Below are 26,745 nucleotides of genomic sequence, written 5' to 3' on the forward strand. Positions count from 1 at the left end.
GATATGCTTTTAATCCGTTGCCCTTATTGCGAGATGGAACGTCCGGAACTGGAATTTGCCTATGCAGGCGAAGCGCATATTGCGCGCCCTGCCGACCCATCGACGCTTTCCGACGACGAATGGCGCGATTTCCTGTTCACGCGCTCCAATCCGCGCGGCACCCATTTTGAACGCTGGCGGCATATCAATGGCTGCGGCCGCTTCTTCAATGCGGTGCGCGACACGGTGAGCGACAAGTTCGCGATGACCTACAAGGCCGGTGAACCCCGTCCTGCTTTGGCAGAAACTCCGGCTGCGGAGACGAAATAATGACCGATATGCGCATTCATAACAAAGGCCGCGTCAACAAGGCCAAGTCCGTGCGGTTCACCTTCAACGGCAAGTCCTATTCCGGCTTCGAGGGCGATACGCTGGCTTCCGCCATGCTTAGCCATGGCGAGCATCTGGCCGGTCGTTCGTTCAAATATCACCGCCCGCGCGGCATTCTTTCCGCCGGTTCCGAAGAGCCGAATGCGCTGATGGGCGTTTCACGCGGACCGGGCCGTTTCGAGCCGAACACCCGCGCAACGGTGCTGGAACTCTATGACGGCCTCAAGGCCGAAACCCAGAACCACTGGCCGTCGCTGAAGCACGATGTCGGCGCGATCAACGACGCCTTCTACATGTTCTTCTCGGCAGGCTTTTACTACAAGACCTTCATGTGGCCGAAGAGCTTCTGGAACAAGGTCTATGAGCCATTCATCCGTGGCGCGGCCGGTCTTGGCAAATCGCCTTCCGAGCCCGATCCCGACACCTATGCCAGCCGCTATGCCTTCTGCGATGTGCTGATCGCCGGTGGCGGGCCTGCCGGTCTTGCCGCCGCGCTGGAGGCCGCGAAAAGCGGTGCGAAGGTAATCATCTGCGACGAGCAGGCGGAATTTGGCGGCTCGCTTCTGTCCGAGCCGGAGCCGGTCATCAATGGCCGTGCAAGCTGGGACTGGCTCAGCGAAACCATTGCCGCGCTCAAGGCCAATCCGAATGTCACGCTTCTGCCGCGCACCACGGCCATCGGCTATTACCACCAGAACATGGTCGGCCTTTGCGAGCGCCTGACCGATCATCAGGCCAGACCCGCCTCCAATGCGCCGCGTGAACGCATGTGGCGGGTGCGCGCAAAGCAGGTCGTGCTGGCGCAGGGTTCCATCGAAAAGCCGCTGGTCTTTGCTGGCAACGACCGTCCGGGCGTGATGCTGGCATCCGCCGCACGCACCTATCTCAACCGCTATGGCGTCAAGGTCGGCAATCAGGCCGTCGTCGTCACCTCGCATGACAGCGCATGGCTTGCGGCCTTCGATCTCGCGGTCGCAGGCGTCAAGGTTCCGGCCATCATCGATGTGCGTTCAAGCGTTGCCGACAGCCTCGTCAACCGCGCGAAGATGCTCGGCATCGAGACGCTGACCGGCTGGACGGTGACGGATACGGGCGGACGCCACCGCGTGTCGTCCGTGCGGGTCAATCCGGTTTCCAATGGCTCTGTCGGCGCTGCCCGCACGATTGCCTGCGACGTGCTGCTGATGTCCGGCGGCTGGAATCCGAGCGTGCACCTGTTCTCGCACACGAAAGGCTCGCTGGTCTGGGACGACGCACGGCAGATCTATCTGCCGGGCAAGCCGACCGAGGAAAGCCGCTGTGCCGGTGCGGGCAATGGCAATTTCGATTTGGCTGCCGCATTGCGTGAGGGTGCGGAAGCGGGTGCCGCGGCAGCCAGTGATGCCGGGCACAAGGCCAAGCCATCAGACTATGCTGTGGCCGGTGATTTCATCTGCGACGGCGTAAGCTGTCGCGAACTGCCGACCGATCGCGATCCGGGCAAGGCCAAGGCTTTCATCGATTTCCAGAACGATGTGACCGCCAAGGATATTCGTCTGGCCGTGCGCGAGGGCTTCCACTCCATCGAGCACGTCAAGCGCTATACCACCAACGGCATGGCGACCGATCAGGGCAAGACGTCCAACATCAACGGTCTGGCCGTTGCAGCCGATGCGCTCAAGCGCCCGACGCCGCAGGTGGGTCTCACCACCTTCCGCCCGCCCTATACGCCGACGACCTTCGGCGCCTTCTGCGGCTACAACCGTGGGCCGCTGTTCGACGTGACGCGCAAGACGCCAATCGATAGCTGGGCCGAACAGCATGGCGCGGCTTTCGAGCCGGTGTCGCTGTGGCGGCGCGCATGGTACTTCCCGAAAACCGGCGAAGACATGCATCAGGCCGTGGCGCGTGAATGCAAGGCGACCCGCCAGTCGCTCGGCATGTTCGATGCCTCCACGCTCGGCAAGATCGAAGTTGTCGGCCCGGATGCAGCCGAATTCATGAACCGCATGTACACCAATCCATGGACGAAGCTTGGCGTCGGGCGCTGCCGCTATGGCCTGCTGCTCGGCGAAGACGGCTTCATCCGCGATGACGGTGTCGTCGGTCGCCTGACGCAGGATCGCTTCCATGTGACCACCACGACCGGCGGTGCCGCGCGTGTTCTCAACATGATGGAAGACTATCTCCAGACCGAATGGCCGGAGCTGAAAGTCTCATTGACCTCGACCACCGAGCAATGGGCCGTGGTCGCGATCAATGGCCCCAATGCGCGCAAGCTCATCGAGCCGATGGTTGAAGGGCTGGATATTTCCGACGAAGCCTTTCCGCATATGTCGGTTGCGGAATGCAAATTCCTCGGCGTGCCTGCGCGTCTGTTCCGCATGAGCTTCACCGGCGAACTGGGCTATGAAATCAACGTGCCTGCGCGCTATGGCCTGTCACTGTGGAAGGCGCTTTATGAGGCCGGCCAGCAATATGACATCACGCCTTACGGCACCGAAACCATGCACGTCCTGCGCGCCGAAAAGGGCTATATCATTGTCGGTCAGGACACGGATGGCACCGTGACGCCGGACGATGCAAGCCTTGGCTGGGCCGTCGGCAAGCAGAAGCCGGATTTCGTCGGCAAGCGTTCGCTCACCCGTCCGGACATGCTGAAATCGGATCGCAAGCATCTCGTGGGGCTGCTCACCAATGATCCGAAGCTGGTGCTGGAAGAAGGCGCGCAGATTGTCGCCGACCCAAAACAGCCGTTGCCGATGACCATGCTTGGCCATGTCACCTCGTCCTATTGGAGCGAGACGCTCGGGCGGTCCATCGCCATGGCGTTGGTGTCGGGCGGCAAGGCTCGCATGGGTGAAACGCTTTATATGCCGATGCCGGATGGCAGCGTGCATGAGGCCACTGTATCGGGCATGGTCTTCTATGACCCCGAAGGAAAGAAACTGAACGGATAAGGATTGAACCATGCTCGTTGAAACCAAACCTTATTCGAACCGCAAGGTCGTCATTCCCGGTCGTCTGGAAATCCACGCGGCGGACGATGCCGCCCGCTTCGTCCTGCGCATCGGTCCGGCAAAGCTGGCCCTGGCTGAAAAGGCGCTGGGCGCAAAAATCCCGGCGAAGATCGGCGATCTTGTCCGCACGGATGATATTGCCGTTGCCTGCATCGGACCGGATGAATGGTATATCTGGGCTGATGAAGCCAGGGGTGCCGCCATCACGCAGGCTTTCGCCGGGCTTTATGAAACAGAGCCGCACAGCCTGACGGAAGTGAGCCATCGCGAAACCGGCATCGACATTACCGGCCCGCAGGCTGAATGGCTGCTCAATGCCGCGTCTCCGCTCAATCTGGCTGAAATGCAGACACCGGGCGCTGCGCGCACCATCTTCGACCGGGCCCAGATCATCCTGCTGAAATGGAATGCGGATCATTACCGCATCGAAGTGTGGAACTCATTCGCCGATCATGTGTGGACCTTGCTGGAACTGGCCAGCAACGAGGTCGAACTCGCAATCTGATCGAAAGACGCCGCCCCACCGGGCGGCGTTTTTGCCTTGAGGGCTTGATGCGACATCTCCTTCCCTCATCCTGAGGAGCCGTTGAAAACGGCGTCTCGAAGGGCTGAGGGAAAACGCTCCGGTATCCGCCTCTCTTTGACACGATGCTTCGCACCGGCTCCGGATCAATCGAGTCTGGACCCTAGAGCTTCCAGAGACGGATTGCATTCGCGGACAACAGGCGCGTTTTTTCGTCGTTGCTGCATCCTTCAAGAAGCGCATGGGTTGTCGCCACCCATGTGGAAAGCCCTGCATCGGCATTGGTTGCCAATGTGCAGACGGGCCAGTCGCTGCCCCACACCACACGGTCCCAGCCGAATGACTGGATGACTTGCTCCACATACGGCCGCACCGTATCGACGGTCCAGTTTTCCGCGTCCGCATAGGCCACCACGCCGGAAATCTTCGCCGTCACATTGTCGCGCTGCGAAACCTCGCTGATGCCCTTCTGCCAGCTTTCCAGCCCGCCCGACCTGATATCCGGCACGCCGCAGTGATCGAGCACGAATTGCACGCCGGGCGCGAGGTCGGCCAGTGCCAGCACCTTGTCGATCTGGTGGGGAAGGGTGCAGAGATCGAAGGTCAGGCCGGTGCCTTCGAGTCGCTTGATATTCTCGCGGAAAAGCGCGCCCTCGGAAACATCGTCCGGCACGACATGCAACACGCGGCGAAAGCCTTTGACAAAGGGATTGCTGCGCTGGCGTTCCAGATATTCCGCAAAGCCCGGTTCCTCCGGGCGGCAGGAGGCGATTGCGCCCTTGATGAAATCACCCGATCGTCTGGAAATCTCCTGAATATGGTCCGTTTCAGCCTGAATGGCAGCGGCTGCCACATCCACTTCCATATGCAGCGCCGCCTCGATGCCGCAGCGCTCTGCCTGCTTCCGATAGGTCTCGAACAGGAAGTCGCGATTGAGGGCCGGAACGCCGTCGAGCCATGGATAGTTCAGCGCGCTTTTGTCGATCAGATGCAGATGGGTATCGATAATCATGAAAACGTCCTCCTCCCGCATAGTTTCAAAAAAGAAGAGAGTTTTCAAATAAGAATTGGGGTCTTCCGCTTTTCGGAAGGCGCTCTACTCGGCAGCTCCGATATCGGAGCCCACCAGTTTCGACAGATCCTGGACAGTCTTTTGCAGCAGGCCGATGGTCTGTGTGATGTCGGGGGCGGAAGCCGAGTTGACGAGCGTCACATAGGGGCAGGTCAGCGAGGCTATGCAGGTACCGTCCGGGCCGAGGATGGGCGCCGAGAGATTATAGACGCCCGCCACCTGGGCGCTCGGCATCATTTCATAACCGCGTTCGCGAATCTGGTCGAGGCGCTCGTAGAAGTCTTGATCAAGCTTTACGCTTTCAACGTCCCTTGCATATTCGGCAATCATCATCTTGCGTTCTTCGGGAGAACGGAAGGCGAGAAGCACATGGCCGGAACCGGTGTCGAACAGGCTGATATGCGAGCCGACGCGGATCGAAATTCCCCAGTAATCCGGGGCTTCCTGCTGTGCGATGACAACGACAGACCCGCGGTCGAACACCGCAAGCTGGTTGGCCTGTCTGGAGCGGTCCGCGAGTTCACGCATGAAGGGCGTGGCAAAGGAAGCAAGCCTGCGCACCGGAGCATGAAGATGCGCCAGACCGAACAGCTTGAGGGTCAGCGAATAGCGGTCGCCTTCAAGCTTCGTCACATAACCGCGCTTCACCAGCCGGTCCAGCATCCGGTAGAATTCATTGGGGCTGCGGTCGAGGTGTTTGGCAATCTCTGCCTGCGTCAGGCCGCCATCCACGCTTGCAAGCAGTTCCAGAATATCCAGCCCCTTGTCCAGCGCCGGGGCGCGATAGCGATCCTCTGTTTCCAAGTGAACTCCCCTTGTGAATATCATTCTTCATATACGAAGGGCCGCGGATTCGAAAGGTGCAAACAGGCAGAGAAAGCCTTGACCGGATTTGCGTAATATGTTTGCATATAAATAAATGATTTACAATTGGGGGCGAGTTGAGGAGCGCCGCCGGGAGGCCAGGATGCAAGGTGAGTTTCGAGGCGTGCTGCCGGGCGGGAGCCGCCCTGTTGGCGCGGAGCGTGGAATAGCGCGCTGCGACGGATATGATTCACGCCGTCGCGTCTGCGATCTTGCCCACGGCACCCCGATCCTTGCAAGCGGCGTCGGCGACACGGCGATGTTCATCAACCCGGTTGCTTTTTCCCATGGTTATGATCGTCTGCGGTTCATATCGGAAATACGCTTAATCAGCGGGACGACCACATCCTGCTTGTCGAACGGAAGGCTTGGAAATGACGATACGTTTTGATGGAAAGACCGCGCTGGTGACAGCCGCAGCGCAAGGGATCGGCCGTGCAAGCGCACTGGCCTTTGCGGAGGCGGGCGCGAAGGTCTACGCGACCGACATCAATACCGATGCTCTCAAGGAGATCGAAGGCGTCAACGGCATCATCACCCGCAAGCTCAACGTGCTTGACGATGAGCAGGTGAAGGCGCTCGTCGCCGAAATCGGGCAGGTGGATATCCTGTTCAACTGCGCCGGTGTCGTCCATGGCGGCTCGATCCTCGAAATGAAGGACGAAGACCTCGATTTTGCGGTCAATCTCAACATTCGTTCGATGATCCGCACTATCCGCGCCGTGCTGCCGGGCATGCTGGAACGCAAGGACGGCGCCATCGTCAACATGGCCTCGGTCGCTTCCAGCGTGAAGGGCGTGCCGAACCGCTTTGCCTATGGCGTCACCAAGGCCGCAGTTATCGGCCTGACGAAGGCCGTCGCTGCCGATTATGTTGCCAGGGGCATCCGCTGCAACGCCATTTGCCCCGGTACGGTGGAAAGCCCGTCCCTGCAGGACCGCTTGCGCGCGCAGGGCGATTATGAAGAGCAGCGCGCAGCCTTCATCGCCCGCCAGCCGATCGGCCGCATTGGCCAGCCGGAAGAAATCGCCGATCTCGCCGTTTATCTCGCCGGTGCCACCTACACCACCGGCCAGGCCTACAACATCGACGGAGGCTGGACGATCTAGGGCGGTCGACATTCAGTCTCTGACGGCCTGCAAATGGCGCAGCCATAGCGTCGACCACCCTGACGCCCTCTCTTTCATCCCCTCAAAGGAGTAAACTCATGAAATTTCTTCGTTACGGTGAAGCCGGTCAGGAAAAGCCGGGCATTCTCGATGCCGATGGTGCGATCCGCGATCTCTCCGCCCATGTAGGCGACCTCTCCGGCGCGGCGCTTGCCCCTGATGCACTGGCCAAGCTCGGCGCGATCGACGTCAATTCGCTGCCGAAGGTCGACGGCAATCCGCGCCTTGGTCCTTGCGTTGCAGGCACCGGCAAGTTCATCTGCATCGGCCTCAACTATTCCGATCACGCTGCCGAAACCGGCGCGGCGGTCCCGCCGGAACCGATCATCTTCATGAAGGCAACGTCCGCCATCGTCGGCCCGAATGACGATCTCGTCATCCCGCGCGGTTCGGAAAAGACCGACTGGGAAGTCGAACTTGGCATCGTCATCGGCAAGACCGCGAAATATGTCTCGGAAGAAGACGCCCTCGACTACGTGGCCGGCTATTGCACCATCCATGATGTGTCGGAACGCGCCTTCCAGATCGAGCGTCAGGGCCAGTGGACGAAGGGCAAGTCCTGCGACACGTTCGGCCCGACCGGCCCATGGCTGGTGACGAAGGATGAAATCGAAGACCCGGAAAACCTCGGCATGTGGCTCAAGGTCAATGGCGAGACCATGCAGAACGGTTCGTCGAAGACGATGATCTACGGCATTCGCCACCTCGTTTCCTACCTGTCGCAGTTCATGTCCTTGCAGCCGGGCGATATCATCTCCACCGGCACGCCTCCCGGCGTCGGCATGGGTATGAAGCCGCCTCGCTATCTCAAGGCTGGCGACGTCGTGGAACTTGGCATCGAAGGCCTCGGCAGCCAGAAGCAGAACGTGCGCGCCGACATCTAGGCTTTGTTTGAGCATGGTCCCGAACCGGCGTCCTGTTTCGGGACCACGCCCTGATCACGGATAAATCATGACAAAAATCACTGATCTGCGCGTCTTCGATCTGCGTTTCCCGACTTCCCAAAGTCTGGACGGTTCCGACGCGATGAACCCGGACCCGGATTACTCCGCGGCCTATGTCATTCTCGACACGGATGACGAGGCGCTGAAGGGGCACGGTCTCACCTTCACCATCGGTCGCGGCAACGATATCTGCTGCCAGGCGATTCTCGCCATGCGGCATCTGGTGGTCGGTGCCTCGCTGGAGGATTTCCGGGCGGCGCCTGGAAAATTCTGGCGCTACTTGACCGGTGACAGCCAGTTGCGCTGGATCGGCCCGGACAAGGGCGCCATGCATCTTGCAACCGGCGCTGTCGTCAACGCCTTCTGGGATCTCGCTGCGAAGCAGGCTGGAAAGCCCGTATGGCGGCTTGTCGCCGACATGTCGCCGGAGGAAATCGCCGATATCGTCGATTACCGCTACCTCACCGATGCGCTGACGCGCGACGAGGCTGTCGAAATCCTGCGCAAGGCCGAAGCTGGCAAGGCCGGGCGCATCGCCACGCTCGAAGCGGAAGGCTATGCCTGTTACACGACCTCGGCTGGCTGGCTCGGCTATGACGACGACAAGCTGCGCCGTCTGTGCCAGGAAGCCATCGACGAGGGCTTCAACCACGTCAAGATGAAGGTCGGCCGCGATCTCGAGGACGATATTCGCCGCCTCACCATTGCCCGCGAAGTGATCGGCCCGGACCGTTACCTGATGATCGACGCCAATCAGGTGTGGGAAGTCGATCAGGCAATCGAGTGGGTCAACAAGCTGGCCTTCTCCAAGCCGTTCTTCATCGAGGAACCGACCAGCCCGGACGATGTTGCCGGCCATCGCAAGATTCGCGAAGCCATTGGCGACGTGAAGGTCGCGACCGGCGAAATGTGCCAGAACCGCATCATGTTCAAGCAGTTCATCGCGGAAGGCGCCATCGACATCGTCCAGATCGATTCGTGCCGCATGGGTGGCCTGAACGAAGTTCTGGCGGTGTTGCTGATTGCCGCCAAGTTTGGCAAGCCGGTCTGGCCGCATGCGGGCGGCGTCGGCCTGTGCGAATATGTGCAGCACCTGTCGATGATCGACTATGTGGCCGTTTCAGGCACCAAGGAAGGCCGCGTGATCGAATATGTCGATCATCTGCATGAACACTTCATCGATCCGTGCGTCATCAGGAACGCGGCCTATATGCCGCCGTCGCTGCCGGGTTTCTCCATCGAGATGAAGCCGCAGTCGATTGCGGAATATACGTTCAGGGGCTGAGATCGGTTTCTGCACCGGAAACAAAAGGCCGCGCTGAAAAGCGCGGCCTTTCTGCTTATAGGAAGCGGATCATCAGCGCGCCGGTCAGCAGCAAAACGGCACCGGCGACGCGTCCGGCGGTGATTTCACGCACGGCAACGCCCATGAAGCCGATACGGTCGGCGGCGAGCCCGGCCATCAACTGTCCGGCGACCGCCAGACCCATCACGGCGGCAGCGCCGATGCGTGGCGTCAGCAGCACCGATGCGGTCACATAGATACAGCCAAGCGCACCGCCAGCCACGAACAGCCAGCCCGCAGGCACGTTGAAGGCCGGCATTGCGCCGGTCGCGCGCGCGGTAATCCCGGCAATGATCGCAAGGATCACAGCGCCGGAAAGGAACGAAATCGCGGCAGCCGTTACCGGCGACCCAAGACCCCGAGCCAATGCTGCATTGATGGGGGCCTGAATAGCAATACAGGCACCTGAAAGGATGCCGAACAATGTCCAGAGCATGGAAATTTCCTTATATGGAGAACCGGCTGAAACTTGGCACTACAGTTGCATTCTTCGGGATGCAGGACTGCAAAGAGCAATTTGCATTCGCATAATCCTGAAAAGCCTGCAACTTTTCGGGACTATGCGAAGCTTCTGGTGTGCGAAAATCACACTTTTCGCCACGGCGTGACGACTTTACAACCGTAGTGTCAAGCGGCGCGTTTATCCGTGGCTGTGACAGACAGGTGCAGGCCAAGGGCCTTCATGACGCCGAGCAAGGTCGATAGTTTTGGATCGCCGTTCTCGCTCAGGGAGCGGTAAAGGGCTTCACGGGTAATTCCGGCTTCTTTAGCGACAGTAGTCATGCCAATGGAACGGGCTACGTCACCAAGAGCATGCGCAATAAGGGAAGGGTCGCCATCTTCAAATGCCGCTTCCAGATAGGCAACACGCTCTTCCGGCGTCTTGAGGTGATCAAGAACATCAAAACGGGTGGTTTCAAGGACCATTCTAAATCTCCTTCGCCATTTGTTTCGCCAGCGCGATATCCCGGCTCTGTGATGACTTGTCGCCACCACACAGCAGAACAACGATAGTTGATCCCATGGATACGAAATAAACCCGATAGCCGGGGCCGTACGTAATGCGCATTTCGCTCACGCCTTCGCCGACAGATTTCACATCGCCGGGATTGCCCAGTTCCATGCGGCGGATCCGAGTGACAATCCGCAACCGTGCATTGGTATCACGGAGCTCATCAAGCCACTTGGTGAAAAAGGTGGTTTGGCGGACTTCGATCATGCGTAACCTATAGATCACATCGCCGATCTGGTCAATATAAACGTGATTTGTAGGTTACATGGCGCGCGGCAGGAATCACCTGTCAACGTGTTGCACCGAATGTTGCATGGACAATGTTGTAACCCATATTCCGGGCGAATATGAGCCTTGATCCGGAATAGCTCTTTAAATTTATTTGATTTTGGAGTGGTGCCCGGAGGCGGATTCGAACCACCGACACGCGGATTTTCAATCCGCTGCTCTACCAACTGAGCTATCCGGGCATCCGTAACAAGCGATCTGCTTGTTCTGGGCGGTGTTGGTTCCCGCCGGAAGTGGGTGGGTTATAGCATTAAATTGCGCGCTGTCCAGCACCGTATCGCAATTTTTATCAGCTTTTCTCACATCTTTGTTAAATAACTGATTTTATTGGCGGAAGCTGATTTGGAAGAGGCTAGTTGCCTTCTTCTTCCTCTTCATCAATGGGCTTTCCCGGCAGCACATAGCTGCCGGACAGCCAGCGATTGAGGTCGATGCTCTTGCACCGGGGCGAACAGAAGGGATAGGATTCGCGCGTGGAAGGTTTTCCGCATTCCGGGCAGGGGCGCGTCGGACGCAATGGCGTCACGCGTGCGCCTGCTGCTGCCGATATGTCCTTCTTGTCACTCATGTCTGCTCTCAGACTTTCCCGCTGCCCCAGTTGGCGTAAACCGGATAATCGACATCGTTCAGCAGGCTTACGGTTTCCTGCAGCGGCAATCCCACCACGTTCGTATAGGACCCGACCAGCTTCACGACGAAGCTGCCTGCCAGTCCCTGGATGGCGTAGCCGCCGGCTTTCCCGCGCCATTCGCCGGATGAAAGATAGGCATCCATCTGCTGGCGGGAGAGCCGCTCGAAGCGAAGCCGCGTTTCCACCAGTGTGTGGCGCAGATTTCCATTTGGCAAGACAAGGCTCACGCCGGTGAATACCTTGTGCGTGCGCCCGGAAAGCAGGCGCAGGCATTCTCTCGCCTCGTCGGCAATCTCGGTCTTGGGGAGAATGCGCCGGCCAACGGCCACGACTGTATCGGCGGCAAGAATGAAGGCATGTGCGAAATTCGCATCGTCCTTCAACAATTCCTGTGCCTTGCGCGCCTTTTCCCGCGACAGACGTCGCGCCAGCGAGCGCGGGTGTTCCGCGCGCTGCGGCGTTTCATCTATATCGGCCGGATAAATATGGTCCGGTTCGATGCCTGCCTGCCCCAGAAGCTCGATCCTGCGTGGAGAACCGGAGGCTAGAACCAGCTTGTGTTGCGCGCTCATCGACTAGACATTTCCTGGAACGGATTGCTTACTTGAAGCGGTAGGTGATGCGGCCCTTGGTCAGGTCGTAAGGGGTCATTTCAACCAGCACCTTGTCACCGGCCAGAACGCGGATGCGATTCTTGCGCATGCGGCCTGCCGTATGGGCGATGATTTCATGTTCGTTCTCGAGCTTCACCCGGAACATAGCATTGGGCAGCAGTTCCGTAACAACACCCGGAAATTCTAGGACTTCTTCTTTCGCCATGCGATACCTGTTTCTTTCTTCGATAAAATGCGCTCTTGAGCGGTCTTTAGAACGCCGTGCGTCCCTGGGACGCACAAAGGACGCTCTGATTTATTGAATCTACGCATCGTGCTTTCCGAAATCGATTCCGATTTTCGGGCCGATGCGGTAGGTCGGAATTTGCGCGGAACCTATATGATTAGGCGGCATTTGTGAACAACGGAATTCGGCGAACTTATTGCTCGTCAAAACGGTGCATGATCTGGCGTTTCAGACGGTCACGCACATCGCGATAGGCCGCCATGATCTGGCTTCTGCTGCCCGTTACCAATGTCGGGTCCGGCGTCGGCCAATATTCCACATCGACCGAGAAACCGCGCATCCGTTCCAGCACGGTGTGGTGGGCAAGCGGCGTCAGCGTTACGATCAGATCGAAATAACCATCCGCCAGTTCTTCGAGGCCACGTGGCTGCCGATTGTCGAGCGACAGGCCTTCTTCCTGAAGGACTGCATCGACAAACGGATCGCGCTCGCCCCGCTTCACGCCTGCGGACGCTACATAAATATTGGGGGGAAGGGCCTGTCTTGCAAGTAATTCCGCCATCGGCGAGCGAATTGAATTCTTGCCGCAGACGAAAAGCAGAGACTTGGGCAGGCGTGGTTTATGATCTTCATTGCCGTCGGCGCTGGATTTTCGGGGAGGGACATCAGTGATGACCATCAGTGATCAGCCCCTCCAGTGCAGGACGCAGACAAGGGTGAAAAGCCGCCGCGCCGTGTTGAAGTCAACCTCGATCTTGCCCTTCAGCCGCGCCTGGAGCGTTTGCGACCCTTCATTGTGCAGGCCGCGCCGCCCCATGTCGATTGCCTCGATCTTGCTTGGCGTCGCCGAGCGGATCGCCTGGTAATAGCTTTCGCAAATCATGAAATAGTCTCGCACGACGCGGCGCAGGGGCGTGAGTGAGAGAATATGAGTTGCGACGTCCTCGCCGGTTTCCCGTGCGATGGCGAAAATCAGCCGTGATTCCATCAGCGAGAGCTTCAGGCGGTAAGGTCCGCCCGTATCGTCCCCGATCGGGTGGAAGGAGTTTTCCTCGATGAGATCGAAGATGGCCACCGCGCGTTCATGCTCGACGTCAGGCGTCGAACGCCCGATGGATTCATCGAGCTCGACGTCAATAAGGCGGGCATTTGGAACACCGGCAGTCATGTCACCTCATAGGTTCAACCGGATGGCGACGGACTGGGCGTGGGCATCGAGGCCTTCGGCGCGGGCAATTTCGATTGCCGCAGGCCCGAGTACGCGCAGCTGATCGGGGCCGAGTTTGAGAAGCGACGTGCGTTTCATGTAGTCGAGAACCGAAAGTCCGGACGAAAAACGCGCCGAGCGCGCCGTCGGCAGAACGTGGTTGCAGCCGCCGACATAATCGCCGATCACTTCCGGCGTATACCCGCCGATGAAGATCGATCCGGCATTGCGGATTTTTGGCAGCAAGGCTTCCGGGTCGGCGGTGGCGATTTCCAGATGCTCGGCTGCAATGCGATTGGCAAGCGGAATGGCCGCTTCAAAATCCTCGACCAGAATGACGGCGCCGAAATCGCGCCAGCTCGCGGCTGCGGTTTGCGCGCGCGGCAGGTTGCGGAGCTGGCGTTCGACAGCTTCCTCCACCGCTATCGCCAGCGCTTCATCATTGGTCATGAGGATCGACTGCGCGGCAGTATCGTGCTCTGCCTGGGCAAGCAGGTCAGCGGCGATCCAGTCGGGATTGTTGTCCTTGTCGGCAACGACCAGAACTTCCGATGGGCCTGCGATCATGTCGATGCCGACCGTGCCGAAGACGATGCGCTTGGCGGCAGCAACATAGGCGTTGCCGGGGCCGACGATCTTGGCGACGGGCTTGATTGTTTCGGTGCCATAGGCAAGCGCCGCGATAGCCTGCGCCCCGCCGACGCGGTAGATTTCGGAAACGCCGGCCAGACGTGCGGCCACCAGAACAAGTGGATTGAGAATGCCATCGGGCGCGGGGACGACCATGACGATGCGTTCCACGCCGGCCACCTTGGCAGGAACGGCATTCATCAGGACGGAACTGGGATAGCTTGCCGTGCCGCCCGGAACATAAAGCCCCACGGCCTCGATGGCCGTCCAGCGCGAGCCAAGCTCGACCCCAAGCGCATCGGTGTAACGGTCATCCTTCGGCAATTGCCGCGCATGATGCTTCTCGATGCGCTCATGGGCAAGTTTCAGCGCCTCGATTGTCGAGGCGGGCGCTGTCTCGAAAGCCACATCGACTTCGGCTTCGGTTACCGCAATGCCGATTTTTTCAAGATCGATCCGGTCGAAACGGCGGGAATAATCGATGAGCGCGCTGTCGCCTTCGCGGCGCACCCGGGCGACGATTTCCCGCGCTGCCCGGTCCACATCTTCGGATGCTTCGCGCTTGCTTGCCAGAAATGTCGCGAAATTATTCTCGAAATCGGGATCGGTTTGTCTGAGCGTCTTGACCACGCTTCTGTTCCTTCAAATCTGCCAAATCTGCTTGCCAGCCAAATCTGCTCGCCAGACCGGCGTCCGGCTGACGAAAGACGGTCTCGTGTGACCTTCTTTCAGACGTTATGGCGAGGAAGCGATTCTGTTTCCCATGCCGCGCCAAGGTCCGTCATTTGCGCCTCAATGCATTCCACTTCAAGACGGATAGCCGCATTTGCCGAAAAAGTCAGTTCTATTGTTCCGGCAGGTGTTTCACCGGCGGTGAACTGAACGGCCATGAGGGAAAGCACCTCATCCGGCTTCTGGCGGTCTATCCCGGTTGCCCGGGCGGCAATCACGCGGTTGAAGTGCAGGGCGGTGCGGCGGCGCTGATATTGCGGCTTGCGCAGGAATCGCGGCTTGCTTTCTTCCCAGACGAACCGGTTAGCCGTCAGGATGAAGCGCTTTTCATTGGCGAGATATTGAAGGTCGGATACTTTCAAAACCGCGTCCTGAAGATGAGCCGACAGGACCTGCAAATCCTCCTCATCCAGCGCCACGAGCTTCAGCATATCCATACTCCAACACCACTTTCCCGTTATCGGTTAATAACTGTTCCCGGCGGCGGGGAAATCAACCACCCGCCTGATTGTTGATCAGCTGGCCCGATATTCACCTGGCCGATTATCAACTTGGCATGTCGAAACAAAAAAATCGACAGGCTTTTCAAGCCTGTCGCTGTTCATTGGCTTCTTCAAGGAGAATAAGAAAAGAGCGGAGCAATGAAAGTCGCTCCGCTCGGCCCTATCAACCACTGATGCGTTCCACCAACGCGCCGCAGCGGGACAGTTTTTCTTCCAGCCGCTCGAAGCCGCGATCCAGGTGATAGACGCGGTTGACCATGGTTTCGCCCTCGGCGGCTAGGCCCGCGATCACCAGGGAAACCGATGCGCGCAGGTCCGTCGCCATCACCTGTGCGCCTTTCAGGCGCTCCACGCCTTCGACGGTTGCCGTCTGGCCGGACAGGGAGATTTTTGCGCCGAGACGCGCCAGCTCCTGCACGTGCATGAAGCGATTTTCAAAAATGGTTTCCGTGATGCGCGAAGTTCCCTTCGCCTTGGTCATCAGGCCCATGAACTGCGCCTGCAAGTCGGTCGGGAAGCCGGGGAAGGGGTCGGTGGTGACGTCGACCGGCTGGATGCCATGGCCATTGCGCACCACGCGCAGGCCGCTATTCGTCTCGGTGATCTCGGCACCCGCCTGACGCAGCGTGTCCAGCGCCGACGACAGCAGGCTTTCCTGCGCGCCTTCCAGAAGCACGTCGCCGCCGGTCATCGCAACGGCCATCGCGTAGGTGCCGGTCTCGATACGGTCGGGAATGACGCGAACGCGCGCGCCCGAAAGGCTGGTCACGCCTTCCACCTGGATGGTGCTGGTGCCCGCACCGGTGATTTTTGCGCCCATTGCGTTGAGGCAGTCGGCGAGATTGACGACTTCCGGCTCGCGGGCCGCATTCTCGATGATCGTCTCTCCCTTGGCGAGAGCCGCTGCCATCAGCATGACATGGGTCGCGCCGACGGATACTTTCGGGAAGCTGTAGCGGGCGCCGACAAGGCCGCCCTTCGGCGCGCGCGCCTTGGCATAACCGTTTTCGATGTCGATTTGCGCTCCCAGTGCCTGAAGCGATTCCAGCAGCAGGTCCACGGGGCGGGTTCCGATGGCGCAACCGCCCGGCAGCGAGACGGTTGCCTCCCCGGTGCGCGCCAGAAGCGGCCCGATGACCCAGAAGCTGGCGCGCATCTTCGACACAAGCTCATAAGGCGCGGTCGTGTCGACGATATTGCGGGCGGTGAAGTGAATGGTGCGCGAATAGGCGCCGTTCTGGTGCTCGCGACGCCCATTCACCGAATAGTCGACGCCGTGGTTGCTCAGGATGCGTATCAACTGCTCGACATCGGCCAGATGCGGCACGTTTTCGAGCGTCAGCGTATCGTCGGTCAGAAGCGAGGCGATCATCAAGGGCAGGGCGGCGTTCTTGGCGCCGGAGATTGGAATGATGCCGTTGAGCTTGTTACCGCCGACGATTTTGATGCGATCCATGCTTTGTCACCTTCTGGGCCGATACCTTGCCCGATAAATTTGCACCAAATCCAGCGGCCGTTACGGCGCGGAGGCGTTGCGTGATGAAATTACGAGTCTTGCGGCCAAATTACGTCAAATACGAATCACAAAAGGACGATATCGCTGCGAAGAACAGAAATGAGCTTTTACCGCAGAGCCTCCCTATCTTCAAGAAAGGCTTTGTCGTCGTGATTCTCAGTCGGTGTCGTCGCTGGCAGCGGTGATGCCGTCGTTTCGTTCATCGGCTTCGCCTGCGCGCCGCGATCTCAATTGCGCTTTGCGGCGCATGAGATTCGCGCGCAGTTCCTCGGCCCGGCGCTTTTTGCGCTGGTCGGATTGGATTTGTTTCTCTTTGTTGGTGGTCGTGTCGCTCATGACGGTCTTCTACTACGGGAAAAAGGGCCGGAAAAGCGGGTTTCAGATGCGTGTTCGGCAGATTTCCACATTATGTGAAAAGAAATGCAATTGCTTGCTTGCGATTTGCGTAATGATGTGGCAGAAGTCCGCCGCACTCAAGAGATTGCTGCGGTAGCTCAGTGGTAGAGCACTCCCTTGGTAAGGGAGAGGTCGAGAGTTCAATCCTCTCTCGCAGCACCATTTCCTCCTGATATTCAACGCAAATTTGGCTTCATCCCTCGTAGGGCAGGAGAGCAGATGCGCATCGGTGTGCACCCATCCCGCATTGGATAGCCGACCGGACCAGCTACGCAACCGGCACCGCCTGTTCACATTCTTTGCAAGACGCTCGGCATTTGCAGCTTTAATGCTGTCGGCGCAGTTCACGCCGGCCCCGCTTCAGCGGGGCACTCGTTCCGCGGCAGGTTGTTCACGTGCCGCCTTCCTTGTTTTTCTTCTTCTTGCCCTCATCATAATGAAATTTGATGGCAAAGAACATGGCCACGCCCAACACGATGACCTTGAATGCCATCAAGCCTATAGGGATCCATTCCATTTAACCGCATTCCCGAGCTGCTATTTTCCGTGACTGGCACTAGCACATCGCGGTTCGATGAACAGATCATATTTGGTTGATCTCGCTGACGTTTGGAAAAGCACTGTGTCGTGCAAATGCGATATTCGTTCAGGCGGGCTCAATCCTGTCAGGCCGCCTTTCTTTCGCAGCCGCTCTTTTCGATGTATACTGCCTGCCTGATCGTCAGGCTTCACGCGGATTATCCGCTGACCATGTGAAGCCGGAAATTGCGTGCAGGCCTGTCCTGACCGCCGCCCTTGCCGTCAGGACTGCCTAACCCGCAGGAGGAGCGTCATGGCACAGTTTCATGTAATTGCAGGTCGGGACCAGACTGCCTTTTATCCGGAAGTCAAGCGCATCCAGATGGCGGATGTAATCGATGCCCTGCGTTTGGGTTTCGACGACTTCTGGGCGAAGCCATCGCATTACGTTTTTCTTTGTCTCATATATCCGCTGGCCGGGTTGTTCATCACCTATTGGAGCACCAACGCAAATGCGCTGCCGCTCCTGTTCCCCCTCATGTCCGGCTTCGCGTTGATCGGGCCGGTTGCCGCCTTGCCGCTTTATGAAATGAGCAGGCGCCGCGAGGAGAAAATGGACACGAGCTGGAGGCGCGCTTTCGATGTCAGCCGCTCCCCGGCATTGCCGTCGATCGTGGCCGTCGGCTCCTTCCTTTTCGCAATCTTCATTGCGTGGCTGTTGGTGGCTCAGAATCTCTATGTTCATTATTTCGGCCCCATGCCGCCCGAGAGCTTCTCGATGTTGATCAATCAGGTGTCATCGACGGAAGAGGGGCGCAGTCTTATTTTCGCCGGTTGTGGCATTGGCTTCCTTTTTGCAATCGTCGTCCTGTGCTTGACGATTGTCACCTTTCCGATGCTGCTCGATCAGGATTGCGGGGCTGCGGCGGCTATCGCGACATCATTGCGTGTCGTCTGGCGCAATCCACTCGAAGCGCTGCTTTGGGCGGCAATTGTAACCGCTATGCTGGTCGTGGGCTTCGCCACCATGTTTGCCGGACTGGCTGTGGTGCTGCCCATCCTCGGACATGCGACGTGGCACCTCTATCGAAAGACGGTTGCGCAGCCGGCGTTGGCGCGCGCCGGATGATAGGACGGATCGGAGGGCCGAAGACCAAAAGTAACCTGTCGTGGAACTCCGAAATACGATTGGGCTGGACAAACGGATATTTGCAGTGGCCAATATAAGAGACGGCATTGGTAGCACTTCATAGTTCCCAATAGTGTTGTGCCGTATTGGCGTCGCGCCCGTGGCGCCGCGTTACTTCTTGTTTTGAGCTTGAGAGGCAAACAAATGTTTCGTGCCACTGCCATTATTCGTGCGGATGAGGTGATCGATGCTGTGCCTGCGGGCCACGCCGTTCTTGAACGCGATGAACGCCATCTGCGGCGCAAAGCCATTGCTCTGGAAGGCGGCGAGAAGGTGCTTGTCGATTTCGCGGAGCCGGTTGTGCTGGGTCACGGAGACAGGCTCGTTCTGGACGACGGGCGCGAAATTGAAATCCGCGCTGCAAGCGAGGAACTCTACGAAATTCGCGGGCGCGATCCGCTCCACATAGCCGAACTCGCTTGGCATATCGGCAACCGGCATCTGGCGGCACAGATCGAGAATGACCGTATCTTCATTCTTCGCGACCATGTCATCAAGGCGATGCTCGAGGGGCTTGGCGCCAAGGTGACGGATGTAACGGCAATTTTCAGTCCGCTGCGCGGTGCATATGCGGGTGGCCATTCGCATCATGACCACGGACATCATCATGGTCACCACGACCATGACCATGACCATCATCATCACCACGACTGATATTTACTGGCGTTAGTGACATCACGGCCATGAAACACGAACCCCAACATTCGAGGCTTTTTCGCACATGACACAGAAAAACGGACCCTTGCGCATCGGCATTGGCGGGCCGGTGGGATCGGGAAAGACGACGCTGACCGAAAAGCTCTGCAAGGCGATGCGCGATAAATATTCGGTCGCCGTGATTACCAACGATATCTACACGCAGGAGGACGCCCTTATTCTGGCTCGCTCTCAGGCCTTGCCCGAGGAACGGATCATGGGTGTCGAGACGGGCGGATGCCCGCACACGGCGATCCGCGAGGACGCCTCCATCAATCTGCAGGCAATCGCCGAAATGAACCGGCGGATTCCGGATCTGGATATCGTCTTCATCGAATCCGGCGGCGACAATCTGGCGGCCACGTTCTCGCCCGATCTGGCGGACCTGACGCTTTATGTCATCTCGGTTTGTCAGGGTGAGGAAATTCCGCGCAAGGGCGGACCGGGCATCACGCGGTCGGATTTCCTGGTGATCAACAAGAGCGATCTCGCCCCTCATGTGCACGTTGATCTCGAGGTCATGCAGGGGGATGCGGCGCGGATGCGCGGCTCACGTCCGTTCGGTTTCACCGATCTCCATCGCGGCAAGGGCGTGCCGGAGATTATCGACTTCATCGTCGAGAATGGCGGGCTGGAGCTGCGTTGAGCGCAGCTCGTTAAGGGATCATGTCTTCCAAAGTGGGAGATGTTTCAGCGTGCTTTTGTGCCGCCGGGGACCAGAACATGCCAGACCCGCGCTGGCAGCGCCAACGCCGGATTGTGCATAAAATCAACCAGTAAGGGAATGGCGCACCCGAAAGGATTCGAACCTCTGACCCCCAGATTCGTAGTCTGGTGCTCTATCCAGCTGAGCTACGGGTGCTTGCCTGTGTGCCGCTCGCTGCGGCGATGGGCGGTTGATAATCGGACAAATCGCTAAATGCAAGCGTCTTCTTAGAAAAAAATGTGGTTCTGTGAAGATTTCTTGTCAGGCCTCGCATTTCCGGGCTTTTCGGCCGGAGCCGGTGCAACGGCAGATTGTCTAGGCGTTCTCTTCGGTGCGCTGGTTGCTGCGGTCTTCGCGGCGCATCTGCAAATCAGGAATGCGAATCTCGAAATGCGCGCCAACAGGGCGGTCCTCGCGAAGCTCGATTGTGCCGCCATGCGCACGAACCAGTTCCTGCGCAATGGCAAGCCCGAGGCCGGTGCCGTCGCTGCGCGTCGAGCCACGGAACGCCGTGAAAAGATTGTCGCGCGCCTTTTGCGGCAGGCCGGGGCCGGTATCCTCGACGCCGATGATCGTCGTCGTCCCGATTCTTCCCGCCGAAATCGTTAGTCGCTTGACCGTCGCGACATCAGTCGTCTGGTCACGCTCCATGGCCTGAACGGAATTTCGGCAGAGATTGCTCAGGACCCGGAACAACTGCTCCGAATCGACATTCAGCTCGAAATCTTCCGGAACTAGATTCTCGAACTCGATGCTGCTTTCGGAGCTGGGACTCAAGGTTTCCTGCACGTCCGCGATGATGGTGTGCAGCAGGACGCGGCGCGGACGCGGCGGCGCTTCCTGCGAACGGCCATAGGCCATCACGCTTTCGGAATAGCTGATCGCACGGCTGAGCGTGCGAATGAGCTTGGGAGCGAACCGCTGCACCATCGGGTCTTCGGTATCGGCAAGCCTGTCCGACATCAACTGCGCCGAAGCCAGGATATTGCGCATGTCGTGGTTGATCTTGGAAACGGCGAGGCCGAGATCGGCCAGGTGTTTCTGTTCCTTCAGCGTGCGCTGGAGGTCGCTCTGAATATGGGATATCTGGCGCTGGGCGATGCCGAATTCGTCCTTGCGATTTTCCGGAACGAGAATGAGCGCGGGATTGTCGGGAGACGATGCGAAATCGATCATGTTGCGATGCATGATGCGCACTGGCCGCAACAGCATTTCATGGATGATCAGGTAGATCAGGCTTGCCGCTATCACGGAAATGATGAGGGATATGAAAGTGACGTTGCGCGCATAGACGAGCATGGCGTGGCGAAGCGGCGCATCGGAGGTGACAATTTCGATGACACGGTCCGGCGAACCGGAGGATGAAACCGAACCGAAGATTCGCAGCGTTCTCTCCCCGCCGTTGAACAAGGTGCCGAATGCATCCCAAATGGCCGCCGCTTCGCTGATATTGTTCAGATCGATGATCTGATCGATCTTGCCGGGAACTTCCGACATGGCGAGCAGGCGCGACGCCCCGGCCTCACGCATGGCGATCGCCTTGGTGCCGGTGGCCAGAAGCACCTTGTCCTGGATTTCGCGCGGCACATCCATGTTGCCGCTGGCCGCCAGCACTTCGCTGACGGCGCCCACCGTATCGAGCCGGGAACTCATCCAGCGCACGCGCATATTGGCCACGGACGGGACGAAGATCAGAACTTCGGTGATCAGCACTGCGAGCGCGGTCAGCAGCAGGAGCTTGCTTGAAAGCCGGTTGCGCCAGGGCAGTCGTGTAAACTGGGTTGGGGAGAGCCGCTCGACGGTCGCAGTCCGAGAGGCCGCTTCGGGGGAAAGCGCGCCCGTTTCCGTGGTCTTTTCAACAACCGCCATAGCCTGCTTCCAATTCAAGGCGAACCGGCCCAATTGCCGCGGTGCCTAAACCGGTCTGCCGTCGAAACGCAATTCATAAAGGTAGCCTCCTATATATGGAGCCGGCCGATAAATCCAACAGCCTTTGTTCAATCGGTTAAAAACGCCCCCGGTTCCGCGCTCTTCATGCGCAGCATTACCGAAATTTAACTCGACGGTGCGAGGCCTCTATGCAAAATCGTAGTCGGAAAAATCCGTACTTCTTCTGGTCCTGCCCGGAGAATGCGTGATTTGCGCAATGTGAAGGCAATCATCATTCTGATACTATTTGCTGGCATTTTCCGCGCCCGACATAATGGTTTCGAATACGAGGTCCGTCCGGGCGACGGTACACCTCGCCGGAGAGCTGAATGAAATCCTGGAAGCAGATTGCCTTGTGCCTGCTCATCGCCGCGGCCGCCATCGGCGGCTGGTATGCATATAAGAACAAGTCCGATGTGGTGAAGGCCGCCGCAACGGGCGAAGCGCCCAGAAACGGGGGCGGGCGGTCTGCGCCGCTGGTCGTCGTGGAAGCGGCGGGCGAAGAGACCATCAACAACCGGTTGACGGCTATCGGCTCGGCACGGGCTCTCAGCACCGTTTCGATAACCCCATATTCCAGCGGCTACATGACGAAGCTTTACGTCAAGGCTGGCGACATGGTGAAGGAAGGCGATCCGGTCGCAGAACTTGATGCCGAGACGGAGAAGATCGCCGTCGCCAAGGCGGAAACCGCATTGAAGGATGCGCAGACGACCCGCCAGCGCATCGCAAAATTGCGGGCGACGAACACGGCAACGGAAGTTCAGGTGGTCGAAACGGAACTGGCGGTCGCCAATGCGCAGCTTGCCTTGCAGGACGCGCAGCTCGCCCTGAGCCGCCGCACGGTCCGTGCGCCCATTTCCGGCATCGTCGGCATCCTGCCCGTCAATGTGGGTAATTACATCACCGCACAGACGTCCATCGGCCGCATCGATGACCGGTCGAAAGTGCTGATCGATATCTGGGTGCCGGAACGGTTCGCGCCGCAGATCAAGGTCGGCCAGCCCTTGATGGCGGAATCGACCGCTTTCCCTGGCGAGACCTATAGTGGCGAAATCAACGCCGTGGACAACATGCTGGACGAAGCCAGCCGCACGCTGCACGTCCGGGCAGAAGTCCCCAACACGCAGGATCGCCTGCGCGCCGGCATGTCGTTTTCCGTCACCGTTCTTTTCCCGGGCGACCGCTATCCCTCGGTCGATCCGCTGGCCATCCAGTGGGGCGCAGACGGTTCCTATGTCTGGCGCGTCGAGGACGGCGTAGCCCGCAAGATCGACGCGCGTATCGTTCAGCGCAATTCAACAAATATCCTCATCGACGGTCCGGTGAAGCAGGGCGACCTGATCGTCACGCAGGGCGTCCAGACCGTGCGGGACGACGCGCCCGTACGCGTGAAGGACGAGCAGGGTACGGCGCTGGCGGACCCGGCCTCGGCAAAGCGGACCGCAGGATGAGGATGACAACGTGACCGGTCACAATTCCTCATCCGACAAAGGCGGATCGACGGCGCTGTTCATCCGCCGTCCCGTCTTTGCATTCGTTATCAATGTTCTGATCGTTGTTGCGGGTCTGGCCGCTTTCACGGGCGTCGATATCCGCGAACTGCCGGACGTAGACCGGCCCGTCGTGACGATCAGCACGGATTTCAAGGGTGCGTCCGCTGAAACCATCGACCGCCAGTTGACGCAGGTCCTTGAAAACGCGGTGGCGCGCGTCTCCGGCGTGAAATCCATTTCCTCCACATCGTCTTTTGAGCGAAGCCGCGTCACGGTGGAATTCAATGACGGCGTGGACCTCAATGTCGCCGCCGCCGACATGCGGGATGCGATCTCCCGCGTTGCCAATGACGTGCCGGAAGAGGCGGACCCGTCCCGCATCATCAAGGCGGACTCCAATGCCGATGCGGTGATGCGTCTGGCGGTTACGTCCGACACCATGTCCGTCGATGACATGACGGTGCTGGTCGAAGACCAGATTCAGGATATCCTGTCCGCCGTTCCGGGCGTTGCCGACGTTCAGATCAACGGTGACCGCGACAAGATCTTCCGCATCGATATCAATCAGGCGCGCCTTGCAAGCTACGGCCTGACCATTGCCGATATAACCAAGGCGCTTTCCTCCATGGGGCTGGACGCCCCTGCCGGTTCGCTGCGCAGCGCCGATCAGTCCATCGTGGTTCGCGCCACGGCCAATCTGGAAAAGCCGGAAGATTTCGAAAACGTCTATATCAGCGGACGCACGCAGATTCGCGATGTCGCGACCGTCACGCTGGGGCCCGATATCGAAAGCTCCGCCGTTCGCTCCAACGGCAAGACGGCAATCGGTCTCGGCATCGTCCGTCAGGCGCAGTCGAACACGCTCGACATTTCGGAAGGCATTCGCGCAGCGGTCGCCAATCTGCAGAAGACCTTGCCTGCGGGCGTCAATATTGCCGTCACCAGTGACGATGCGAACTTCATCAATGGCGCTATCCACGAGGTGGAAATCGCGCTGATCGCGTCGGTGATCATCGTCGTGGCAATTATCTTCATGTTCCTGTGGGATATACGCGCGACGCTCATTCCGGCCTTGTCCATGCCCGTCGCCCTCATAGGCACGATCGCGGCCATCTATCTGGCAGGGTTTTCCGTCAATATCCTCACCCTGCTGGCGCTGGTGCTGGCGACAGGCCTCGTGGTCGATGACGCCATCGTGGTGCTGGAAAACGTGGTCCGGCGGCGCAATCAGGGCATGGGGCCGCGCGCTGCTGCCGTGCTCGGCACGCAGGAAGTCTTCTTTGCCGTCATCGCCACCACGCTCACGCTGGCGGCGGTCTTCGTGCCGATTTCATTCCTGCCGGGGCAGGCGGGCGGTCTGTTCCGCGAATTCGGCTTCGTTCTGGCGATTGCGGTGCTTCTGTCTTCCGTGGTGGCGCTGACGCTTTGCCCGATGCTCGCCTCCCGCTTTCTCAAGGAAGGCAATGGCGAGGATGGCGGCCACGGCCCGCTTTTCCTGCGCCGGATCGGTGGTGGACTTGCTGCGTTTTACAAGAAGACGCTGCATCTCTGCCTGTCGGCGCCGTTCGTGGTTGTGCTCGTCGCCCTGCTTTTCGCCGGTGCATCCTTTGTCGGCTATGGCCTGATCCGTCAGGAACTGACACCGTCGGAAGATCGTGCCGTCGCGTTGCTGCGCATCAACGGGCCGCAAGGCATCAGCGTGGAGTTCCTTCAGTCACAGCTCGACCGGATCGAGGAAGCGATCCAGCCGCTGCGCGACAGTGGTGAAATCACCACCACCTATGCCATTGCGGGTTCCGGCGGATCGGCCAATAACGGCTTCGTCGTCCTGACGCTGGCGCCGTGGAAGGAACGCGCGCGCAGCCAGCAGGAGATCATGGCTGATATTACCCAGCGCATCAAAGGCATAACGGCGGTGCGCATATTCACCACCCAGCCCAACAGCCTTGGTATTCGCGGCGCGGGCAACGGCTTGCAGTTCGCCATTGTGGGCAGCGACTATGCCAAGCTGCAGCCTGCGGCGCAGGCGGTTGTCGCCGCGCTGGAAAAGGACCCGCGCTTCGTGCAGCCACGCCTTTCCGTGGAACCGACCCAGCCGCAATTGTCCGTCGAGATCAATCGCGAGCGGGCCTCGGATCTGGGTATCGACATCACCGGGCTCGCCAATGCCGTGCAATCCGTGCTGGACGGCCGCAAGATAGGATCGGTCTATGTCGGGGATCGCAGTTTCGATGTGAAACTCGTCGCCACCACCAATCCGATCAACGATCCAACCGATCTTGAAAACATTTTCATGAAGACGACGGACGGCCGTTATGTGCCTATGTCGTCCATCGCTTCGGTTGTCGAGAAGGCGGTTCCACCGCAGCTTGATCGCGAGACGCGCCAGCGTTCGGTCTCGATCACGACAAACCTGCGCGACGATTTTGCCCTGGGCGACGCCTACAAGGCCGCGCAGGAGATCGCAGCGCCTCTGTTGCCGCCGGGCAGTCACATCATTCCGCTGGCCGAAGCTTCCACACTCAGCGAAACGTCGAGCGGTCTCGCCATGGTGTTCGGCTTTGCCATCATCATCATTCTTCTGGTGCTGGCGGCACAGTTCGAAAGCTTTGTCAGCGCCCTGATTGTGATGGCCACCGTTCCGCTTGGGCTGGGCTGCGCCGTTTTCGCCATGCTGCTTACCGGCACCAGCCTGAACGTCTATAGCCAGATCGGCCTTGTGCTTCTGGTCGGCATCATGGCCAAGAACGGTATCCTGATCGTCGAGTTTGCGGATCAGTTGCGTGACAAGGGCTTGAGCGTTCGCGAGGCAATCGAGGAAGCATCCAATATTCGTCTCCGTCCCGTCTGCATGACCATGATCTGCGCGGTTCTGGGCGGCGTGCCCCTGATTTTGGCGAGCGGTGCCGGTGCGGAAGCCCGCGTGGCTCTGGGCTGGGTCATTGTCGGCGGTCTTGGTCTTGCAACCATCGCGACGCTCTATGTGACGCCGGTCGCCTATCTGCTGCTTGGACGCTTCACGCAGCCCAAGGCAGAGGAAGAAGCGCGGCTTGAACGGGAACTCAATCAGGCGCTCAAGGGAAAGCCGCAAAGAGGCGGGGCGGCTGAACCGGCGGAATAGGCTTGAGCACGTCCCCAAAGGTGGAAACCGGCGGGATCAGGTTGCGAAA

27 protein-coding genes, 3 tRNA genes and 1 pseudogene are annotated in these 26,745 nt (G+C 59.2%); 13 read left to right on the forward strand and 18 right to left on the reverse strand.

Annotated features, from left to right (window positions below; genetic code table 11):
- Window positions 1-3 precede the first annotated feature (3 nt).
- The 3 genes from ACOWVS_RS06545 to ACOWVS_RS06555 are packed head-to-tail and all read left to right on the forward strand — an operon-like array spanning window position 4 to window position 3,873.
- A complete protein-coding gene (locus ACOWVS_RS06545; protein WP_025089722.1) occupies window positions 4-309 on the forward strand; it encodes a sarcosine oxidase subunit delta in 306 nt (101 codons plus the stop codon).
- Window positions 309-3,308, forward strand: a complete 3,000-nt coding sequence (locus ACOWVS_RS06550; protein WP_021586321.1) for a sarcosine oxidase subunit alpha — start codon at window positions 309-311, stop codon at window positions 3,306-3,308. The genes ACOWVS_RS06545 and ACOWVS_RS06550 overlap by 1 nt, the downstream gene beginning before the upstream one ends.
- A gap of 10 nt (window positions 3,309-3,318) precedes the next feature.
- Entirely contained in the window at window positions 3,319-3,873 is a 555-nt protein-coding gene (locus ACOWVS_RS06555; RefSeq protein WP_021586320.1) for a sarcosine oxidase subunit gamma, read from the forward strand.
- A gap of 181 nt (window positions 3,874-4,054) precedes the next feature.
- Here ACOWVS_RS06555 and ACOWVS_RS06560 read toward each other — a convergent pair whose 3' ends face one another.
- Window positions 4,055-4,903, reverse strand: a complete 849-nt coding sequence (locus ACOWVS_RS06560) for an amidohydrolase family protein (RefSeq protein WP_075041789.1) — start codon at window positions 4,901-4,903, stop codon at window positions 4,055-4,057.
- Window positions 4,904-4,987: 84 nt separating this feature from the next.
- Entirely contained in the window at window positions 4,988-5,791 is an 804-nt protein-coding gene (locus tag ACOWVS_RS06565; RefSeq protein ID WP_051556896.1) for an IclR family transcriptional regulator, read from the reverse strand.
- Between the two features lie 91 nt (window positions 5,792-5,882).
- Between ACOWVS_RS06565 and ACOWVS_RS06570 the strand changes: the two are divergent.
- From ACOWVS_RS06570 to ACOWVS_RS06585, 4 genes and pseudogenes are all read left to right on the forward strand, one after another.
- Window positions 5,883-6,155: pseudogene (locus ACOWVS_RS06570) on the forward strand (hypothetical protein); the annotation flags it as partial.
- Window positions 6,156-6,201: 46 nt separating this feature from the next.
- Window positions 6,202-6,936, forward strand: coding sequence for an SDR family oxidoreductase (locus tag ACOWVS_RS06575; protein WP_021586316.1), 735 nt, complete (start codon window positions 6,202-6,204; stop codon window positions 6,934-6,936).
- A gap of 98 nt (window positions 6,937-7,034) precedes the next feature.
- Complete coding sequence (locus tag ACOWVS_RS06580; protein WP_021586315.1) at window positions 7,035-7,880, forward strand: fumarylacetoacetate hydrolase family protein; 846 nt, start codon at window positions 7,035-7,037, stop codon at window positions 7,878-7,880.
- Between the two features lie 67 nt (window positions 7,881-7,947).
- A complete protein-coding gene (locus tag ACOWVS_RS06585; RefSeq protein WP_021586314.1) occupies window positions 7,948-9,225 on the forward strand; it encodes an L-fuconate dehydratase in 1,278 nt (425 codons plus the stop codon).
- Between the two features lie 55 nt (window positions 9,226-9,280).
- Here ACOWVS_RS06585 and ACOWVS_RS06590 read toward each other — a convergent pair whose 3' ends face one another.
- From ACOWVS_RS06590 to ACOWVS_RS06650, 13 genes are all read right to left on the reverse strand, one after another.
- The gene (locus ACOWVS_RS06590) at window positions 9,281-9,721 is read right to left on the reverse strand and encodes a DMT family transporter (RefSeq protein WP_006465968.1); all 441 of its coding nucleotides are present in this window, start codon (window positions 9,719-9,721) and stop codon (window positions 9,281-9,283) included.
- Between the two features lie 191 nt (window positions 9,722-9,912).
- The gene (locus ACOWVS_RS06595; protein ID WP_006470801.1) at window positions 9,913-10,212 is read right to left on the reverse strand and encodes an addiction module antidote protein; all 300 of its coding nucleotides are present in this window, start codon (window positions 10,210-10,212) and stop codon (window positions 9,913-9,915) included.
- 1 nt (window position 10,213) lies between these two features.
- Window positions 10,214-10,504 carry a type II toxin-antitoxin system RelE/ParE family toxin gene (locus ACOWVS_RS06600; RefSeq protein ID WP_021586313.1) on the reverse strand — a complete coding sequence of 97 codons (291 nt, stop codon included), beginning with the start codon at window positions 10,502-10,504 and terminating at the stop codon, window positions 10,214-10,216.
- 187 nt (window positions 10,505-10,691) lie between these two features.
- Window positions 10,692-10,767 (reverse strand) — tRNA-Phe (locus ACOWVS_RS06605).
- A gap of 170 nt (window positions 10,768-10,937) precedes the next feature.
- Window positions 10,938-11,153 carry a DNA gyrase inhibitor YacG gene (gene yacG / locus ACOWVS_RS06610; RefSeq protein WP_006465970.1) on the reverse strand — a complete coding sequence of 72 codons (216 nt, stop codon included), beginning with the start codon at window positions 11,151-11,153 and terminating at the stop codon, window positions 10,938-10,940.
- 8 nt (window positions 11,154-11,161) lie between these two features.
- Entirely contained in the window at window positions 11,162-11,788 is a 627-nt protein-coding gene (locus ACOWVS_RS06615) for a Maf-like protein (RefSeq protein ID WP_006465971.1), read from the reverse strand.
- Between the two features lie 28 nt (window positions 11,789-11,816).
- Entirely contained in the window at window positions 11,817-12,035 is a 219-nt protein-coding gene (gene infA / locus ACOWVS_RS06620; RefSeq protein ID WP_002965531.1) for a translation initiation factor IF-1, read from the reverse strand.
- A 214-nt stretch (window positions 12,036-12,249) separates the two neighbouring features.
- A complete protein-coding gene (locus tag ACOWVS_RS06625; RefSeq protein WP_021586311.1) occupies window positions 12,250-12,735 on the reverse strand; it encodes a low molecular weight phosphatase family protein in 486 nt (161 codons plus the stop codon).
- A gap of 6 nt (window positions 12,736-12,741) precedes the next feature.
- A complete protein-coding gene (locus tag ACOWVS_RS06630) occupies window positions 12,742-13,224 on the reverse strand; it encodes a UPF0262 family protein (protein WP_006465974.1) in 483 nt (160 codons plus the stop codon).
- A 6-nt stretch (window positions 13,225-13,230) separates the two neighbouring features.
- Window positions 13,231-14,523, reverse strand: coding sequence for a histidinol dehydrogenase (gene hisD / locus ACOWVS_RS06635; RefSeq protein WP_021586310.1), 1,293 nt, complete (start codon window positions 14,521-14,523; stop codon window positions 13,231-13,233).
- A 98-nt stretch (window positions 14,524-14,621) separates the two neighbouring features.
- Window positions 14,622-15,062, reverse strand: coding sequence for a DUF2948 family protein (locus ACOWVS_RS06640; protein WP_021586309.1), 441 nt, complete (start codon window positions 15,060-15,062; stop codon window positions 14,622-14,624).
- A gap of 229 nt (window positions 15,063-15,291) precedes the next feature.
- Window positions 15,292-16,584, reverse strand: a complete 1,293-nt coding sequence (gene murA / locus ACOWVS_RS06645; RefSeq protein WP_006465977.1) for a UDP-N-acetylglucosamine 1-carboxyvinyltransferase — start codon at window positions 16,582-16,584, stop codon at window positions 15,292-15,294.
- A gap of 216 nt (window positions 16,585-16,800) precedes the next feature.
- Window positions 16,801-16,980, reverse strand: a complete 180-nt coding sequence (locus ACOWVS_RS06650) for a hypothetical protein (protein WP_006465978.1) — start codon at window positions 16,978-16,980, stop codon at window positions 16,801-16,803.
- Between the two features lie 147 nt (window positions 16,981-17,127).
- Here ACOWVS_RS06650 and ACOWVS_RS06655 point away from each other — a divergent pair.
- Window positions 17,128-17,202, forward strand: a tRNA-Thr gene (locus tag ACOWVS_RS06655).
- Between the two features lie 229 nt (window positions 17,203-17,431).
- Here the strand turns inward: ACOWVS_RS06655 and ACOWVS_RS06660 are convergent.
- On the reverse strand, window positions 17,432-17,557 hold the full coding sequence (locus tag ACOWVS_RS06660) for a hypothetical protein (RefSeq protein WP_006465979.1): 126 nt from the start codon (window positions 17,555-17,557) through the stop codon (window positions 17,432-17,434).
- A gap of 315 nt (window positions 17,558-17,872) precedes the next feature.
- Here ACOWVS_RS06660 and ACOWVS_RS06665 point away from each other — a divergent pair, with 315 nt between their 5' ends.
- The 3 genes from ACOWVS_RS06665 (at window position 17,873) to ureG (ending at window position 20,090) form a co-directional block, all read left to right on the forward strand.
- Entirely contained in the window at window positions 17,873-18,688 is an 816-nt protein-coding gene (locus tag ACOWVS_RS06665) for a DUF2189 domain-containing protein (protein WP_021586307.1), read from the forward strand.
- A 204-nt stretch (window positions 18,689-18,892) separates the two neighbouring features.
- Window positions 18,893-19,402 carry an urease accessory protein UreE gene (gene ureE, locus ACOWVS_RS06670; RefSeq protein ID WP_021586306.1) on the forward strand — a complete coding sequence of 170 codons (510 nt, stop codon included), beginning with the start codon at window positions 18,893-18,895 and terminating at the stop codon, window positions 19,400-19,402.
- Between the two features lie 67 nt (window positions 19,403-19,469).
- The gene (gene ureG / locus ACOWVS_RS06675; protein WP_021586305.1) at window positions 19,470-20,090 is read left to right on the forward strand and encodes an urease accessory protein UreG; all 621 of its coding nucleotides are present in this window, start codon (window positions 19,470-19,472) and stop codon (window positions 20,088-20,090) included.
- A gap of 139 nt (window positions 20,091-20,229) precedes the next feature.
- Here the strand turns inward: ureG and ACOWVS_RS06680 are convergent.
- Both ACOWVS_RS06680 and ACOWVS_RS06685 read right to left on the reverse strand, forming a co-directional pair.
- A tRNA-Arg gene (locus ACOWVS_RS06680) sits at window positions 20,230-20,306 on the reverse strand.
- A 159-nt stretch (window positions 20,307-20,465) separates the two neighbouring features.
- Window positions 20,466-22,019: a sensor histidine kinase gene (locus ACOWVS_RS06685; RefSeq protein ID WP_021586304.1), complete on the reverse strand. Its 1,554-nt coding sequence runs from the start codon at window positions 22,017-22,019 to the stop codon at window positions 20,466-20,468.
- 389 nt (window positions 22,020-22,408) lie between these two features.
- Between ACOWVS_RS06685 and ACOWVS_RS06690 the strand changes: the two genes are divergently transcribed.
- Together ACOWVS_RS06690 and ACOWVS_RS06695 are read left to right on the forward strand one after the other, a co-directional pair.
- Window positions 22,409-23,533 (forward strand): efflux RND transporter periplasmic adaptor subunit, encoded by a 1,125-nt coding sequence (locus ACOWVS_RS06690; protein WP_021586302.1) that lies wholly within the window; start codon window positions 22,409-22,411, stop codon window positions 23,531-23,533.
- A gap of 10 nt (window positions 23,534-23,543) precedes the next feature.
- Complete coding sequence (locus tag ACOWVS_RS06695; protein ID WP_006465986.1) at window positions 23,544-26,696, forward strand: efflux RND transporter permease subunit; 3,153 nt, start codon at window positions 23,544-23,546, stop codon at window positions 26,694-26,696.
- The last annotated feature ends 49 nt before the right edge of the window (window positions 26,697-26,745 follow it).

The sequence above is a fragment of the Brucella sp. IR068 genome, from assembly GCF_049065885.1.
Lineage (GTDB): Bacteria > Pseudomonadota > Alphaproteobacteria > Rhizobiales > Rhizobiaceae > Brucella > Brucella intermedia.

Coding starts and splice junctions, on each gene's coding strand:
- ACOWVS_RS06580 (WP_021586315.1), top strand. CDS start 7,035: ATGAAATTTCTTCGTTACGGTGAAGCCGGTCAGGAAAAGCCGGGCATT.
- ACOWVS_RS06660 (WP_006465979.1), bottom strand. CDS start 17,557: ATGGAATGGATCCCTATAGGCTTGATGGCATTCAAGGTCATCGTGTTG.
- ACOWVS_RS06665 (WP_021586307.1), top strand. CDS start 17,873: ATGGCACAGTTTCATGTAATTGCAGGTCGGGACCAGACTGCCTTTTAT.
- infA (WP_002965531.1), bottom strand. CDS start 12,035: ATGGCGAAAGAAGAAGTCCTAGAATTTCCGGGTGTTGTTACGGAACTG.
- ACOWVS_RS06545 (WP_025089722.1), top strand. CDS start 4: ATGCTTTTAATCCGTTGCCCTTATTGCGAGATGGAACGTCCGGAACTG.
- ACOWVS_RS06560 (WP_075041789.1), bottom strand. CDS start 4,903: ATGATTATCGATACCCATCTGCATCTGATCGACAAAAGCGCGCTGAAC.
- ACOWVS_RS06590 (WP_006465968.1), bottom strand. CDS start 9,721: ATGCTCTGGACATTGTTCGGCATCCTTTCAGGTGCCTGTATTGCTATT.
- ACOWVS_RS06650 (WP_006465978.1), bottom strand. CDS start 16,980: ATGAGCGACACGACCACCAACAAAGAGAAACAAATCCAATCCGACCAG.
- ACOWVS_RS06585 (WP_021586314.1), top strand. CDS start 7,948: ATGACAAAAATCACTGATCTGCGCGTCTTCGATCTGCGTTTCCCGACT.
- ureG (WP_021586305.1), top strand. CDS start 19,470: ATGACACAGAAAAACGGACCCTTGCGCATCGGCATTGGCGGGCCGGTG.
- yacG (WP_006465970.1), bottom strand. CDS start 11,153: ATGAGTGACAAGAAGGACATATCGGCAGCAGCAGGCGCACGCGTGACG.
- ACOWVS_RS06690 (WP_021586302.1), top strand. CDS start 22,409: ATGAAATCCTGGAAGCAGATTGCCTTGTGCCTGCTCATCGCCGCGGCC.
- ACOWVS_RS06575 (WP_021586316.1), top strand. CDS start 6,202: ATGACGATACGTTTTGATGGAAAGACCGCGCTGGTGACAGCCGCAGCG.
- ACOWVS_RS06555 (WP_021586320.1), top strand. CDS start 3,319: ATGCTCGTTGAAACCAAACCTTATTCGAACCGCAAGGTCGTCATTCCC.
- ACOWVS_RS06565 (WP_051556896.1), bottom strand. CDS start 5,791: ATGATATTCACAAGGGGAGTTCACTTGGAAACAGAGGATCGCTATCGC.
- murA (WP_006465977.1), bottom strand. CDS start 16,584: ATGGATCGCATCAAAATCGTCGGCGGTAACAAGCTCAACGGCATCATT.
- ACOWVS_RS06640 (WP_021586309.1), bottom strand. CDS start 15,062: ATGGATATGCTGAAGCTCGTGGCGCTGGATGAGGAGGATTTGCAGGTC.
- ureE (WP_021586306.1), top strand. CDS start 18,893: ATGTTTCGTGCCACTGCCATTATTCGTGCGGATGAGGTGATCGATGCT.
- ACOWVS_RS06595 (WP_006470801.1), bottom strand. CDS start 10,212: ATGGTCCTTGAAACCACCCGTTTTGATGTTCTTGATCACCTCAAGACG.
- ACOWVS_RS06625 (WP_021586311.1), bottom strand. CDS start 12,735: ATGGTCATCACTGATGTCCCTCCCCGAAAATCCAGCGCCGACGGCAAT.
- ACOWVS_RS06630 (WP_006465974.1), bottom strand. CDS start 13,224: ATGACTGCCGGTGTTCCAAATGCCCGCCTTATTGACGTCGAGCTCGAT.
- ACOWVS_RS06685 (WP_021586304.1), bottom strand. CDS start 22,019: ATGGCGGTTGTTGAAAAGACCACGGAAACGGGCGCGCTTTCCCCCGAA.
- ACOWVS_RS06550 (WP_021586321.1), top strand. CDS start 309: ATGACCGATATGCGCATTCATAACAAAGGCCGCGTCAACAAGGCCAAG.
- ACOWVS_RS06615 (WP_006465971.1), bottom strand. CDS start 11,788: ATGAGCGCGCAACACAAGCTGGTTCTAGCCTCCGGTTCTCCACGCAGG.
- ACOWVS_RS06600 (WP_021586313.1), bottom strand. CDS start 10,504: ATGATCGAAGTCCGCCAAACCACCTTTTTCACCAAGTGGCTTGATGAG.